The sequence below is a fragment of the Borreliella yangtzensis genome, from assembly GCF_014201775.1.
Lineage (GTDB): Bacteria > Spirochaetota > Spirochaetia > Borreliales > Borreliaceae > Borreliella > Borreliella yangtzensis.
The window spans coordinates 388,151-403,505 of sequence record NZ_JACHFG010000001.1 but is presented as its reverse complement, the minus strand read 5'-3'; the positions used below and the strand labels follow the sequence as shown (position 1 = coordinate 403,505).

10 protein-coding genes are annotated in these 15,355 nt (G+C 26.2%); 2 read left to right on the top strand and 8 right to left on the bottom strand.

Going from position 1 to position 15,355, the window contains the following annotated elements:
* Window position 1: 1 nt before the first annotated feature.
* The 7 genes from nusA to HNP68_RS01930 form a co-directional block, all read right to left on the bottom strand.
* A complete protein-coding gene (nusA, locus tag HNP68_RS01960) occupies window positions 2-1,450 on the bottom strand; it encodes a transcription termination factor NusA (RefSeq protein WP_183219881.1) in 1,449 nt (482 codons plus the stop codon).
* A 13-nt stretch (window positions 1,451-1,463) separates the two neighbouring features.
* Window positions 1,464-1,901, bottom strand: coding sequence for a ribosome maturation factor RimP (gene rimP, locus HNP68_RS01955; RefSeq protein WP_183219879.1), 438 nt, complete (start codon window positions 1,899-1,901; stop codon window positions 1,464-1,466).
* Between the two features lie 101 nt (window positions 1,902-2,002).
* Complete coding sequence (locus HNP68_RS01950; RefSeq protein ID WP_183219877.1) at window positions 2,003-2,617, bottom strand: type I phosphoribosyltransferase; 615 nt, start codon at window positions 2,615-2,617, stop codon at window positions 2,003-2,005.
* A 1-nt stretch (window position 2,618) separates the two neighbouring features.
* Window positions 2,619-5,207 carry a DNA mismatch repair protein MutS gene (gene mutS, locus HNP68_RS01945; protein ID WP_183219875.1) on the bottom strand — a complete coding sequence of 863 codons (2,589 nt, stop codon included), beginning with the start codon at window positions 5,205-5,207 and terminating at the stop codon, window positions 2,619-2,621.
* 270 nt (window positions 5,208-5,477) lie between these two features.
* Window positions 5,478-6,011, bottom strand: a complete 534-nt coding sequence (locus tag HNP68_RS01940) for an OmpH family outer membrane protein (protein ID WP_183219873.1) — start codon at window positions 6,009-6,011, stop codon at window positions 5,478-5,480.
* A gap of 21 nt (window positions 6,012-6,032) precedes the next feature.
* A complete protein-coding gene (bamA, locus tag HNP68_RS01935; protein ID WP_183219871.1) occupies window positions 6,033-8,498 on the bottom strand; it encodes an outer membrane protein assembly factor BamA in 2,466 nt (821 codons plus the stop codon).
* A 17-nt stretch (window positions 8,499-8,515) separates the two neighbouring features.
* Window positions 8,516-12,925, bottom strand: a complete 4,410-nt coding sequence (locus HNP68_RS01930) for a translocation/assembly module TamB domain-containing protein (protein WP_183219869.1) — start codon at window positions 12,923-12,925, stop codon at window positions 8,516-8,518.
* A 78-nt stretch (window positions 12,926-13,003) separates the two neighbouring features.
* Between HNP68_RS01930 and tmk the strand changes: the two genes are divergently transcribed.
* Both tmk and HNP68_RS01920 read left to right on the top strand, forming a co-directional pair.
* On the top strand, window positions 13,004-13,612 hold the full coding sequence (gene tmk, locus HNP68_RS01925) for a dTMP kinase (protein ID WP_183219859.1): 609 nt from the start codon (window positions 13,004-13,006) through the stop codon (window positions 13,610-13,612).
* A gap of 13 nt (window positions 13,613-13,625) precedes the next feature.
* Window positions 13,626-14,255 (top strand): hypothetical protein, encoded by a 630-nt coding sequence (locus HNP68_RS01920; protein ID WP_183219857.1) that lies wholly within the window; start codon window positions 13,626-13,628, stop codon window positions 14,253-14,255.
* Here HNP68_RS01920 and HNP68_RS01915 read toward each other — a convergent pair.
* A complete protein-coding gene (locus HNP68_RS01915; protein ID WP_183219855.1) occupies window positions 14,252-15,355 on the bottom strand; it encodes a thymidine kinase in 1,104 nt (367 codons plus the stop codon). The genes HNP68_RS01920 and HNP68_RS01915 overlap by 4 nt on opposite strands.

Below are 15,355 nucleotides of genomic sequence, written 5' to 3'. Positions count from 1 at the left end.
CTTACTCCTCCTCAAACTCAAAACTAAGCCCTATTTTACAACCCGGACAGGAGGTCATATTTTCATTAATAACAACACCACATTCGGGACAAAGAAGTTCTTCATCTTCTTCAACCTTTCCTATAGACTCATCATTATCATTAGCAATTATTATCATTCCCTCTTTTAATATTTTGTTAATTTCTTCTTGTTTTTCATAACTTACCCCAAGATTAAAAAGCACTCCCTCATCTGCTTGTAAAAAATTGTTAATATCATTAAGCCCTTCTTTTGATAAATTAGAAATTACAGAAGAATCAAGTAATTTAAGATCACTTATTTTGCTAATCTCTTCAAATTGTTCCTCTTCAACAACATCTTGCATAACTTTATCAAACATTTCAAGAGTTTCTTGCTTAAACTCCGAATTAGCTTTCATTGCTGCAAATTGACTACTAGTTTTAACATCAATAGCCCAATCAAGAAGTCTATTAGCAAGTCTAACATTTTGACCCATTTTACCTATAGCAAGGGAAAGTTGATCATCGCTAACAACTACTAAAGCCTTATGCAAATCCTCGTCAAGAATATAAACATGCTCTATCTTTGAAGGGGTCAAAGAATCCTTTATGAATTCCTTAATATCTTTACTATAAGGGATAATATCGATTTTTTCTCCTTCAAGCTCCTTAATTATAGATTGAATTCTGACTCCTTTTTGCCCTATACAAGGCCCAACAGGATCAATTTCTTCTTTTTCAGAATAAACAGCAACTTTAATTCTGTAACCCGGATCACGAACTATTTTATGAATCTTAATAATACCTTCTTCAATTTCAGGAATTTCAAGTGCTAAAAGCTCTTCAATAAATTTTGGATGGGTTCTAGAAAGAATAACTTCAATACCATTTTTACCCTTTTTGACATTATAAACTAAAACTCTAATCTTATCATTAAGATTGTAAACTTCTCTTGGTGATTGATACTTCTTGGGAATTATACCATCCGTATTGCCAAGATTAACATAAAGATCCCCATTTCTATTTTGCTGAACATAGCCAATAACAACTTTATTTAACTTGCTTTTAAATTCTGATAAAATTTCATTATCCTCAATTCCTTGCAAATCATTTTTAGTTCTTTGCTTTGCAACCTGAATAGAAAGTCTATCAAAAACCTTGGGATTAATTTCAATATAAGCATAACCATCTTCTACAAAATTTTCTTTTGAGATATCTTTTTCTAATACTTCAAGCAAAGAATCTTTTACATCTTCCACAATTTTCTTTTTTGCATAAACTATCAAATCTCCCGTATCATCATCAAATTTAACAAAAGCATTCTCATTACTTCCAAAATACTTTTTATAAGCTATCAATACTGATTCTTTAATTGTTTTTCTAATAGAATCTATGCTCATACTGCGATCATTTGCAATGCTTACAATCATATGTCCCGTGCCCTTTATCATCCAAACTTCCTCCTTAAACTAATTTAGCCTTTTTAACATCACTATAAAAAACATTTAATTCTTTGCTATCTGTTTTAAAAATAAAACTTTTTGATTTAGATTTTAATATTAAACCTTCTTCAAATTCATTATCTAGCATCAACTTAATCTTTCTACCTTCAAAAATTTGAAACTCCCTGCCACTTTTTATTTTTCTATTTATTCCTGGAGTAGAAAGTTCTAAGGTAAAACTATATTTAAGATTTGCTTCCAAAATTAATAAAATTATTTTGTGCAAATCAGTAAGCAAATCAACGCCTAAAGAAAAACTTTTACTATAAAGAACTATTTGAATTTTTCCAATACTTTTGTTTTTAAAAATATTAATTTCTAATATTTCAATATTTGCACATTCTGTTAAATTTTTTATCAAATTATAAACTTCATTATTTTTGTCAAAACGCTCAATCAACTACATTCCTAAAAATAATAAGGTTCTTTTAAAAAGAACCTTATTAAATACATAACTAAACCTTAAATCAAGGTTAACACTTAGAAAAAATAATGTCAATATTAAACTAAATTATAAGATTTGGCCAATGAAAACCTCATCACCTTATAAGCTCCAAATTCTACAATAAGATTTTCACAAATACACATAGATGTTCCTGTAGTAACAATATCATCAAGCAAAACAATCTTTTTAAATTTAAAATTTTTGTACTTTGATTTTAATTTAATTTTATTTTCAAGATTTCTAAATCTGAGATTTCCTCTCACTAACTTTTGACTTTTCCCATACTTTCTTGAAAAAACATTTATATAATCAAAACCAAAACGGCTTAATAAAATTCCAATATATTCCATGTGATCAAAACCATAAAATAATTTTCTTTTAAAGCTACAAGGAACAGTTACTATTTGATCAAATTCAATATTGCTCAAAAATTTAGCAATTTCACTTGCTAAAAATCTACCAATTGATTTTTGACCATCTTTATAAGACAAAATTAAAGATTTATAATGTTCTTTATATTCAAAAAAATAAATCAAATTTTCATCAAATTGAATTTTAAAATTAAAAATCGATTTACATTGATCACAAAGAGCATTAGAAGATACATATCTTTTTCCACAAAAAACACAAAAAGGCAAAAATATACTTTTTAAAACATTTAAATAGCTCATACTAACTAGACTGAGAAACAACCTTTAAAATAATTTGGTTTAGCAGCTCAATTGATTGAAAAGGGGTAATATTATTAATATCTATATTAGAAATAAAATTTTTCAACTCTAAATACTCATTCAATTTAACATGAACATCAGTATCATTTTTCAAAACCTCTTTATCATATCCATCAGTAGAACCATAAGGAAGAAATTCTAAACAAGAACTATCCTTTCGAGCAAGCAAACTTTCTAAGATGATATTAGCCCTATTTACTACCCTTAAGGGAAGTCCCGCTATGCGAGCAACGTAAATTCCGTAAGAATTAAGAGATGGTTTTTCTTCAACTTCTCTTAAGAAGATAAGATCATTACCCTGCTTTTCAATTTTCATGGAAAGATTAATAAAAGCTTTATGATTAATAGCCGATAGTTCATGAAAATGCGTGGCAAACAAACTTCTAGCTTTAATATGCTCTAAAATGTATTCTATAATAGAATAAGCAATAGCAAGTCCATCATTTGTACTAGTACCTCTTCCAACTTCATCCATAATTATTAAACTCTTTTCTGTTGCATTTCTTAAAATATTAGCCGTTTCGTTCATTTCAACCAAAAAAGTGGATTCCCCTTTGGCAATATTGTCACTTGCTCCAATTCTACAAAAAATTTTATCTGTAATACCTATTATAGCCTTAGAAGCTGGCACAAAAGAGCCTATGTGTGCCATCAAAGTAATTAAAGCCACCTGGCGCAAATAAGTTGATTTACCCGCCATATTAGGACCAGTAATCAAACAAAAATGCCTTTCTTTATCAATTCTTACAAAATTTTCAGTAAAGATTTCGGTGTTTTTCACATAGTGTTCAACGACAGGATGACGAGACTTTTCAAGAAATATTTCTTTATCGCCTGTCAACACAGGTCTTTTATATTCATTTTTTTTTGCCAAATAACCAAAATTAACAACTAAATCAATATATGCAAAAAACTCTGAAACCTTTTTAAGAACTTTATTATGCTTAACAACATTTGATGCTATTTCATCAAAAATTTCCTGCTCAAAAGCAACTACATTGTCTTCAGCATTATTAATATCAACTTCAAGAGAAATAAGTTTTTCTGTTTTATATCTTTTTGCAGAATTTAAAGTTTGACTTTCTATAAAATGGGATGGCACTTGGGCATAATTACTCTTTGTAACTTCAAAAAATAGCCCTCTATTATTAGTTTTTCTAATCTTTAAATTATTGATCTTGCTAAACAACCTCTCCGATTCAAGATATTCATCAATATATTTATTTGCATTAATCTTCAAATCTTTCAAACTATCAAGCTTTAAATCATAACCTCTTTTAATAAGTTCATCAGATGAGCTTGAAATTGAACTATTTATCAAAAAATAAACTTTAGAGACACTCTCCTCTTCAAACTTATCAAAAATCCAATAATCAAAATTATGCTTATCAAATAATTTTTTTACCGAAAAAAATACAGAAAGGGCTTTTTCAATAAATAAAAAATCTTTTTTAATATATCTTTTCATCTGAATTCTAGATATTATTCTCTCAATATCCCATATATTAATAAAAGTTTCTCTTAAAGTCACAGTTAAGCCAATATTTTTGCAAAAAAATTCAACATGATCTAGCCTAGTATTAATTTCAGAAATATTTAAAATTGGATTTAAAATAAACTCCCGCAAAAGTCTTTTTCCCATTGCGGTTTTACAATCATTTAACACAGAAAATAGCGAATATTGAGAAGAAAAATCATTATTGTTTTTTACAAGTTCAAGATTAACTTGGGTTACATCATCAAGAAACATATACGAAGAATCATTATTAATATCTATTTTATCAATATTACTTAATAAATTTTTTAAATTATTTTTTATATGATTTATAATCAAAAAAATTGAAATGTAGTAAGGCTTTTCTTCATCAAATCCAAGAGAGCTCAATCCAAGTATGTTAAAATGCTCCTTTATCGTTTTTATTGCAACATCCTTATCAAGGTGCCAGTTGGGCACTTTGTTAATTAAAAATCGATTAAGATTAAGCTTATCTAAATACTCATAATAAAAATTTTCAGAAACTATAATCTCTTTAGGAGAGTATTTCTCAAGATCTCTTTTAAGTTTTTCAAAAAAGCTATCCTCATAAAACATTACTCCAAGACTAGAAGTAGACAAATCTATATAAGAAAACGAATAATAATTATTATAATCACTAATAGCAACTAAATAATTATTAACATCATCATTTAAAAAATCTTCATCAATAATAACACCCGGGGTTATTACCTCAACAACCTCTCTTTCTAAAGGCCCCCCAGAAGTAGAATTAGACGCTTGTTCACAAATTGCAACCTTTTTATCAAATAAAATTAATTTTCTTATATATTCTCTACTAGTATGGTAAGGCACTCCACACATTGGAACATTTTCTCTTTTTGTCAATGTCAAATTAAGAAGCTTACTTGCCTCAATTGCATCGTCAAAAAACATTTCATAAAAACTTCCTACTCTAAAAAAAATTATTGCATCTTTATATTTTTTTTTGATATCTAAGTACTGCCTCATCATTGGGGTAATATTTTTGTCCATATGATTCCTAAATAATATTGAATTATAATTGATATTATAAAACAAATATAATTCAATTTAAAAAAAGAATATAAAGCAAAAAAAGGCCTTAAAAACAATGTTTTATGAAATTAAAAACAATCTGGCTGTTAATAAGTCTGTTGTTTTAAATTAAATTAATTTAAAAACATCTACAAAAAATTTTCAATTTAAAAAAAATAAAAAAAATTTAAAATCTTTAATACTTAAAAAAATATTTAAAAATGAAAAATTTAAAAATAAGGAAAAATTTTAAGGATTTTTATTGTCCTTTTCCAAAAGATGCTTAACAACATTGTCTGTTATATCAACAGTGCTGTTATGATAAAGAATGTACGGATTATTTTTTTTCATAATCAAGGAAAACCCATTAATTTCTGCAACATATTGAATACCACGAAGTATTTTGCTTAAAGATTCACTATTATTATTTAAACTATTAATATTGGCCAATCTTTGCTGTTCTAAATTATTTTTTGCTAAACTAGACACCCTCTTTAATTCATCAACTTTCAAATTATATTGATTCCCATAAGATCTTGCATTATCTAAATCATTATCAGCAATTGACTTATCATACATTTGTTTTAAATTCTTAAGCTCTAAATTTAATGTATTTATTTGTTCTTGATATCGATTTTTTATTTGATCAAGATTAGCTTTCAATTGAGGATTTAAAACTTCAATAACAATTCTATCAAAATCAACAATGCCTATTTTAATAACATCTATTGAAAAAACATTAAAAGACAATAAAAAAAACAATGGTAAAATCAAAAAAAACACAAATTTCTCCATAGTACTATATTAATATCTCATCTCAATTCCTAAGAAAAATTTAAATCCAGAAAAATATTTGTAATAACTGTTAACTTTATCATTATCAAAATAAAAAGGATAAGCTATTACAAAAGACAGCGGCAACTGGGGTAAAAGGCTTCTAATTCCAGTTCCCCAGCTAAAAGCAAAACTACTAAAAGGTCTAAACAAAGAATTTTCTTGTCCTTCTAAAGAATAGGAGGCAAAATCTATAAAAAACACATCCCAAACTAAAATATTTTTTAATAAAGGAATAGATATTTGAACGGTATTTACAAAAGAACTATAAATATTTTTTAAAATTCCCCAACCTCTAGCTTGCATAAAATTTTCACTAAGAAATATGTGATGATGGGGTTGAATTTCAATTTCAAAACCATTACCAAGAGGAGGCAATATATTTGAATATACGCTCCTTAAGGTCAAAATAATATCAAAATAAGGAGTAAATACATCTTCATATCCTAAGAGAGAAAAATATCTCTCAAAGGTTGTAGCAGATTTAATGAAATGACTCTGCCCAAACAAAAATCCACCGAAAAAATCAAACTGCTGCTTAAGCAAAAATCCATTATTAGATAAAGAAGTAGAATTTCTTGTATCCCAAGCCGCACTCAAACTAAGAGAATTTTCAAATCTAAAAGTTTTGTAATTATCTCTTAAATAATAATTTGAAGGTCTATTAACCTCATTATCATAAAAAACATATTTTAAAGCGGTTTGTAAAGTACCAAGAAGAGTTTGCTTACCAAGATAATTAGAAAAAGTATACCCTGTAAATCCCCCAAAACTAAGTTTGAGTAAAGAATAATTCATCGCATTAAAATCAGAAAAGCTTTTAGCATCTCGATATTCTTCCCAACTTGTAAATGGATCGGGAACTTCCTTTTTGCCAGAAAAAATGGGCCCATTAATATCCTGATAAGCAGTATTAACAGAATGTGAAAAATCTATAAATCCACCTACGGTCCATCTTTTCTGAAAAAACCAATTATCCCTAAATGTCAAACTAAGACTTTGCTCTAAAAAAGATAAATTAAGTCTTGCAGCAAAATAATAACCTTCGCCCAAAAAATTAGAAAGCTCCCATTGCCCAAATACTGAAAACGGAAACGAAGAATTTGAACTGCCTCCAAAATTCATACCAAATCCGAAATTACTTGTTGCTCGTTCCTCAATGTTTAAATTTATTCTCATAAGTCCTTCCGTATTACTTGGAACAATATCGGGAACTACATTAGAAAAATAACCAAGCTGTTGTAAATTCACCATTCCCATCTTAAATTTATCCAAACTAAAAACATCTCCCTCTTGAAGGGGAATCTCTCTAAGTATCACATGAGAAGCAGTATTTTTATTTTTAGAAACAGTAATAGACTCAATATGAGCTTTATCCTTTTCTAAAATTTTAATTAAAAAATCAACAAACTCTCCCCTTATCTTTTGCGAAGGAATAACTTCTGTAAAAATATACCCCTCTTTAAAATAACTTTCCTTAATTTTGGTAAAGTCTTGCTCAAATTTAGAATTATTAAAAATATCACCTTCCTTAAAGGTAATAAAACTTTTTAATTCTTCCAAACTAAAAACTAAATTACCAAAAATTTCAAGCTTTCCAAATTTAAAAACATTACCTTCTGAAATAAAATATTTCAAAAAAACTTCCTTTTCTAATTTTTGGGAATCTTTAAGAGAATCTTTAATGTCAACAGTACTATTGATAATCTTAATATCAATATATCCATTATTTTTATAAAAAGACTCTAGTTGACGCTTATCCTTGTCAATATTACTTTTTAAATATTTACCATCTGAAAAAAGAGATACTACCCTTGATGCTAAAGATTTCCTCAAAGTACTACTTTTAAAGCTTAAATTTCCTTCAAAGTCAATACCTTTAATAACATATTTAGGTCCAGCTACTATATTAAAAATAATATCAACCAAATTTTTTTCTTCTTTAATTTCAAAATTTGCAGAAACATCAAGATATCCCATGTCTTTATACATATCTTCAAGTTTTTCAAGACCTTTATTAACCCTTGCAAGATTTAAAGGCTCATTAACCTTGATATTTACCTTTTCAACAAGTTCACTATTCCAAAAAACTCTACTGCTATCAGAAAAAACAACAGAATTAACTAAAGATTTTTCTTTTACAATAAATGTGATAAAAAGATCCTCACCATCTATTTTAAACATTGGTTTAATAAGCCCAAAAAAATAATCAAGGGAATAAAGATCAATTTGTAACTTATCAAAAATTTCATTAGAATACGCTATACCGATATAAGGCTTTAAAATATCAACAAAATCCAACTCTTTCTTATTTTTAAGCCCTTCAAAATTAATACCCCTTATTATTTTCCCTTTGTAATTTTCAACTTGACCAAAACTAAAAACAATAAAAACCATTAAAAAGCTTACAAAAAACAAACCTCTAATTGAACCCATCTTAACCTCTTAACAATTTAATATCTAAATTTCCAAGAAATACCTATATTATTTCCTATTCCATCTAAACCTTTTTTCATAAAATTGTAATCAAACTCATAATTAACCAAAAAAAATGGAGAATCAAACTCAATACCCAAATTAATAATAAAATTTAAATCTTTTGAAAAAGGAGTCATTTGCTCTTTCAAAAAACCAAAGCCCCCGCTAATAAAAACACCCTCTACAAGATATTTCCCTACTTTAACGCTTGTATTGTCAAGAACATCGACAAAAGTAGGATTTCCAATTTTAAAAAAATTACTATTAATAGAATTTTTTAATATATCTGTCTTTATACTCAACAAATCTAAGTTTAATACAGAACGCATATAATCTTCAATGGGTTGAATTAAAAAATCAAGAGCAATATCACTTACTATTCCAATTGCCATTTCAGCAGCATTGGTCCCTGCCGATCGCAATCCCCCCTCTTCTTCAGCCCCCCCCATTGTTGAACCCGATAGCAAATATTTAATCTCCTGTTCAGATCTAAAAGGATAAGACATAAACTCAATTTTCCACAAACTTAAAGGGCTATCAATACTTATTGTCACAAGCAGTTTATCATTTCTATCTTTAATAGTATTTGTAGCCTCTGCTTTTATCCACGGATCAAATTTAATTCTGCTCTCATTAAAGGATATATAAGAACCACTTTTAAAGACAAATTTTTTATTATTATAATTAACAAAACCATTTGCAATATTTAAATCCCCCTTAAGAATAAAATCATCTGTTTTTGTATCAGATTTTATTACAAGCTTATCCCCTCTTGAAATAGTAGCTTGTAAAAATGAAATATTACTATCTGGCCAATGAAAAGTAACCCCGCTATCAAAATTTATCTCGAGATGGGTCAAAATATCAAAATCTTGAACATTAACATCACTTGTTTGCACTCTTTTTGCTCGCTTAAAGGGATTTATTAATAAATCAACAATAGAACTTTCAAGAGAATAAACCCAGGCATTTGAAATATTTAAAATGCCTTCAAACATAATTTCATCAGCATTTCCTTCTATTGAGAAATTGCCTAAAGCATAACCTGTAAAGCTTAAAGCAATCTTGTCAAACTTAATAGGCGCCCCCGTTCTACCAGACACATTAATATCTATTTTGTAATAATCAATAATAGTATCACTTAAAAAATTCAAATTTAAACTAGTAGAAACAAAAGCCTTAGAGTATCGATCTAGGTTAAACTCATTACTAAAAATAATTTTATTATCTTTAATTTTAACTGGCATATCGAATACTTCTAAAGCTCTATCACCACCAAATTTTCTAGAAGCTCTTAAATATTCGGTACTCATTGACCCTTTTTTAATATTTAAACTTCCATTAATATTAGGATTATTTAAATCCCCATCAATATCAAATTCACCATTTAAAATAAGATCATAAAGAATTAAATGCTTATCAAGATTAAATAAAGAATGTGAATCTAAAAAATCTTTAGTGATTATTTTTGAATCAAATTTAATATCTCTAACATTCCCAAGAATTTTATTTTTTATTATTTTGCCTGATGAATTAAAACTAAGAGGCAAATAATCTTTTAAAATAAAGCTATATTCTCCACTACCATAATGGTATAAAACATTAATAAGATCATAATCAATTGAAGTCATATTAAATTTTTCAAAATCATTACTAAATTCAATAGTAAGATTAGATAAAAACTCATTTTTATATTTAATATCCCTAAATGAAAATTCACCCTCTGTTTTAGTTTTCAAAACCCCAAATTGCTCTTCATCCCTGCTTTCAAAGTTTCTAAAATTTGCATTAAGCTTATAAGAAAACAAGTCACTATTAAAAACCATATTAGATACACCTATAGAGCTGATTAAATCATATCTCAGACTACCAGTAAGAAACTCTTTTTTATTTCGCTTAGCTTTTATATCATATATGTTAAGTTTATTATCCAATAATCCTAAATTCAGAGAAAACTGCATGGGAATGCCAAATAAAGTTAATTTATCGGCTTCAAGATATCCACTCAAAGAATAATTTTTAAAATTATTCTTTTTAAAATTTAGCAAAAAATTACCATTAACCTTTCCTTCTAAAAGGGACAAAGAATTAAAATTGTAAAAATCTAAATCTTGAAATTTAAGCAAAAAATAACTTTCATGTTCATCGGAATTAATCCCTAAAAAATATCGTTCTGAATTTAAACTAGAAAATAGATTTAAACTTCCATTAACATTATCTTTTAAATTGAATTGTCCATATCCTTGCAAATTTGAAAGTTTGTTTATAAATTTAACATCAAAAATATGCAATTTACCATATTCATATAAACCTTTAAAATCAAAATTAAAATTATAAGAGGGTATTTTAGAAGCTTTTATTATATTAAATTTATCTATTTTAAATTTTAAGTCGTCATTAAGAATCAAATAGTTTCCATGAAAATTTATATTTATTAAAAGATCAAAAGCCTTATTATAAACCTTAAAACCATTAACATTAAGAGTATAAACTATTTTAGAATCGAAATAATTGAAATCTAATTTGATGCCAAGAGGAGATTCGGCAACAATAACCTTATTCTTAAGATTAACATTAAAATGCAAAGGATAATTTTTATCCAAATAAGAAAAATTAGTGCTAACATTAAACCCACTTTCAAATAGCTCAACAAACAAACTGGAATGCAAATTGTAATCATTGTACTGCAAATCAAAGTTGTTTGATTTGTAAAAATTCTTTTCCCCACTAGCATCAAACATGAATTTAAAATTATCTAACTTTGAAAATACTATGAAATTAAATTTTTTTAATCTATTTTTATGATAATCAAATTTATTAAAATTAAAATCAGAAACTAAATTTAAATATTTACCTGAAAATAAAGTTTGGGGGAAAAGATTTATTAAGTAATAACTAGGAATAACTTCTTTTAAAAAAAGCAAAGGAAACTCTTTAATACCTAAACTTAAAGAAAGTTCCTCATCATTAAGATCGCCTTTTAAAGAAATTTGAGAATTTTTATTTTCTAAGTAAATCAAATAGTCAACAAAAACTTTATCCTTTAAAAAATAAGTTTTTAAATTTAAATTTTGGAAACTAAGATTTCCAAGGCTAAAGTTATTAGATTTAACCGAAAAAATATTTTTATCTTTCTTAAAATCTAAATATCCATTTAGGTCGTTAAAATTTAAAATTTTTGCAGACTTAAAGTTAAGACGTCCTATTGGAAGTAAGTCCTTTAAAGAATAATAACCTTTATAGTTTACAACTCCCCTTTTAAGCTTTAAAAAAGCATTTTTAACGCTCACAATGTCATCATTCCCTTTGATTTCAAGTTGTAACCCTTGAATTTCTTTACCTATAGTATCTATATTTAAAGAAGAATCTATTATTCCTGCATATCTTAAATCTTTATCTTTAAAATCATAAGAAAATGCCAACTGACCATTTAAACTTATATCAAAATAATCTTTATAAACTTCAAAAGTTTTGTTTAACTTAATCCAATCTAAAAGATTGACATTGAAAAATAAAGCATCTAACCGGATAAAATCATTAGATTTGTCATAACTTAAATTAAAATCTAAATTCTCCCTTTGTAAATTAAAAATTTTTAAATTTCCTTTTGAATAATTTATTTGAAATCCTTGCTCAAGCAAAGAAAAATAGTTTGTTTTAAATTCAAAAAAACTAAAATTAACATAACCATCCTCAAAACCTTTTTTAAATTTCCCCTCGAAATAGAAAGTTGAATCTAAAATTCCATCATCAACTCTTTTAGACGGCAAATTAATTTTTAAATTTTTAACAGCACTAAAATCAACTACAGAACTAAATAAAAAATCTTCATCTAAGGTACTTAAGGAAAAATTTTTAACTTTAAAACTCAACCAACTATTATTCTGATTGAGCTTAATATTAACATTAATATTCTCTAAATTAATATTTAATCTATCAAGATAGTTTAAAATTTTATTTAAAATTACATTTTCATTGTTTAAATAGGCACTGTTAGAATTTAAATCATCGGATAAACTAAAATCATTTATATCAAAATTCAAATTACTCCCTTTAACATAAACATTTAAAATAATATTTTCATCACCTAAAATTAATTTAAATAAATTTAAATCTACTCTAACAACATCCATTAATATTTTATCTTTTCCATCCAAGCTTAGCTCTAAACCGTCTATTTTAATAGATGATAAAAAATATGGTGAAATTTTATCATATTTAATACTAAAGCCAAATTTTGATTCAAGATATTTTACAACAAAAAACTTTGCAGAATAAATTTGAACTTGAACAAATAGATTAATGGAACAAATTATTAAAATAAAAGCAACAAATGGTAAAATCAAGAATAAAAATGTCTTTTTTTTCAAAAACTCCAAATTCATACACTCATATATAATTTTATTATATAATAATTATCAATAACCTAATTACTGACTCTAAAAAAGGAATAAAAAATTTTTGTGATTAAAATATTAAAAAACTTTTATTGCATAGAAGGAATTGATGGAAGTGGAAAAACAAGCATCACCAACAAACTAAAAACTCTTTGCAACGATGAATCAAGATATTATTTCACAAAAGAACCATCAAGCGGAATAATTGGAGAAATAATAAAAGAACAATTAATGAATTTTAAAAATCCTTTACAAGAATCAACATTTGCATATCTTTATGCAGCAGATCGAAACGACCATTTATATAAAAAGGGGGGAATATTAGAAATTTTAAACACAAAATCCATAAAAATAATAACTGACCGCTATTTATTCTCATCAATTGCCTATCAAGGAAAATTGGGATATGAATTAAATAAAAATTTTCCATTACCTGAAAAAGTATTCTTTATTGAAACAGACCCAAACACAGCTTATGAAAGAATACAAAAATATAGAGCACAAAGTGATCTTTTTGAGCTTGAAAGATATAAAACTTTTGAACAAATTGCTCTTAAATATTTAAAAATATTTAAAAAACTAGAAAAAAAAATTAATGTAATTTACATTAACAATTCAATAAAAGGTGATTTAGATAAAAATGCAAAAAAAATTTTTAATCTAATAAAATTCTAATATAATTAATCATATGATCAATTATATTTTTAAAAGTGTTACTTTCCAAATCAATCTAATTTTACTTCTACTAGTAACAGCTGCAAAGATAAATGCATCATCTAAATTTTATTATGCAGAACAATGGTATGTGCTCTTTAATACCCAAATGAAAAAAAAACCTGAAAACTATAAAAAAAATATATTTTTTCTTCAAAAAGCATTAAAATATCCATTTGGAAATCCAAAATACTCATTAACTAAAATAGAAACAAAAGAACAGTGGGTAAAATATAAACTTCTTTTCAAAATGCACGTAAATCTGCTCCTAGTTAAGCAAAATTTATATTGGGGAGATTTATTTGACACAAGAAATTTATATTTTTTCAAAACTCCAGAAAAAAATGGAATTATTTTAAATCTAGAGAAATCAAAAAAATTATATAAAATGGCTATCAACTACTATGATGAAGCACTAAAATACCATAAAAAACTTGAAAATTACAAGTCTGTTAAACTGGTAAACGATGGAATAACAAACTGGGAAAACGAATATCATAAAATTTCTCTTAAAGAGTTCGATTACTACGACATTATTAAAAAAGAACTACTAAGGATTGACGAAACCAAAGAATTTTTTGAAAAAAGTTCGAACTATTATTAAAAAAATTCTTTGCCCTCTTTAGAAAAAAAAATTTTATTTATATAATCCTTATTTAAAGAAAACTTAAAAACAAGATCTTTAAAATTATCTTTACTCAAGATGCTATATTCTAAAAAAAGAGTTATTAAAGCTCTTTCCGCTAAAAAAGGTAATTCTAAAATATTTTTTAAAATTTCAGCTCTAAATTCACACGCTTTTTCATTATCTAAAGAATTTATAAAATTAGAATTTTCAACATCAGCATTTAAAGTTACAATTTCATTTTCAAGAAATTCTTTATCTCCTTGTGAATACAGTAAAGCAAATGGCTTTAAAAAAGAAAAAAAATACTCCTTGCCCACAAGATAATGATGCATTGAACATCTTGTAGCGTAATTTGGGTAAATAGCAGATTCAATTTCTTCATCACCACCAACAATAAGCAAAGGATCAAAATAGGGAGCTGGAATTTCTTTATTGTTGTAAAAATAATACCTATACGAAAAAAAAGATTCTTCCATGCAATCAATGTGCTCACAATAAGCTCCAAGCTTATAAATTTTATCTGAATATTCTACTAAAAGTTTAGCAGTATCATTAAAAGATTCTTTCCTAAAATTATAAAGCAATGTGGGCAATATAAATAAAATATTCTCATTTAACGAAATTTTATTTAAAACAAAAATTAAACGTTCATCATAAAAACATGCCTCATCAATAATAAAAGTCCCACAACTAGGGTTAGAAGCTATTAAGTTTTCAATATCAAAAGAACTGCTGGCAAAACCAATTTCATCAATTTTATCCTTTCCACCACCTCTGTACGGTATTACATTTTCTGGATGATTCTTAAATCTCCTTTTGTCAAGAAAATTTCTAATAAAAAAGACATTAACCCTATTCCTATTTCCTTTAATAATATTACCCAACACCTTTAAAGATTTTTTTCTTACAACAAGAGAATCTTTATAAATTTTTGCAGCATATTCTGTTTTTCCACTTCCCATAGGCCCAACTACAAGAATTAAATTTATTTTCACTTTAAAATCAAAATGACTAATAGACACAATGTTATTAAATTGCGTATCTTCTTTACTAGCAAAATCTAAACAAAAACCCAA

Excerpts from the sequence above, each read along its gene's own strand:
- nusA (WP_183219881.1), bottom strand. The coding sequence starts at position 1,450 with ATGATAAAGGGCACGGGACATATGATTGTAAGCATTGCAAATGATCGC.
- HNP68_RS01950 (WP_183219877.1), bottom strand. The coding sequence starts at position 2,617 with ATGAGCTATTTAAATGTTTTAAAAAGTATATTTTTGCCTTTTTGTGTT.
- mutS (WP_183219875.1), bottom strand. The coding sequence starts at position 5,207 with ATGGACAAAAATATTACCCCAATGATGAGGCAGTACTTAGATATCAAA.
- HNP68_RS01930 (WP_183219869.1), bottom strand. The coding sequence starts at position 12,925 with ATGAATTTGGAGTTTTTGAAAAAAAAGACATTTTTATTCTTGATTTTA.
- bamA (WP_183219871.1), bottom strand. The coding sequence starts at position 8,498 with ATGGGTTCAATTAGAGGTTTGTTTTTTGTAAGCTTTTTAATGGTTTTT.
- HNP68_RS01920 (WP_183219857.1), top strand. The coding sequence starts at position 13,626 with ATGATCAATTATATTTTTAAAAGTGTTACTTTCCAAATCAATCTAATT.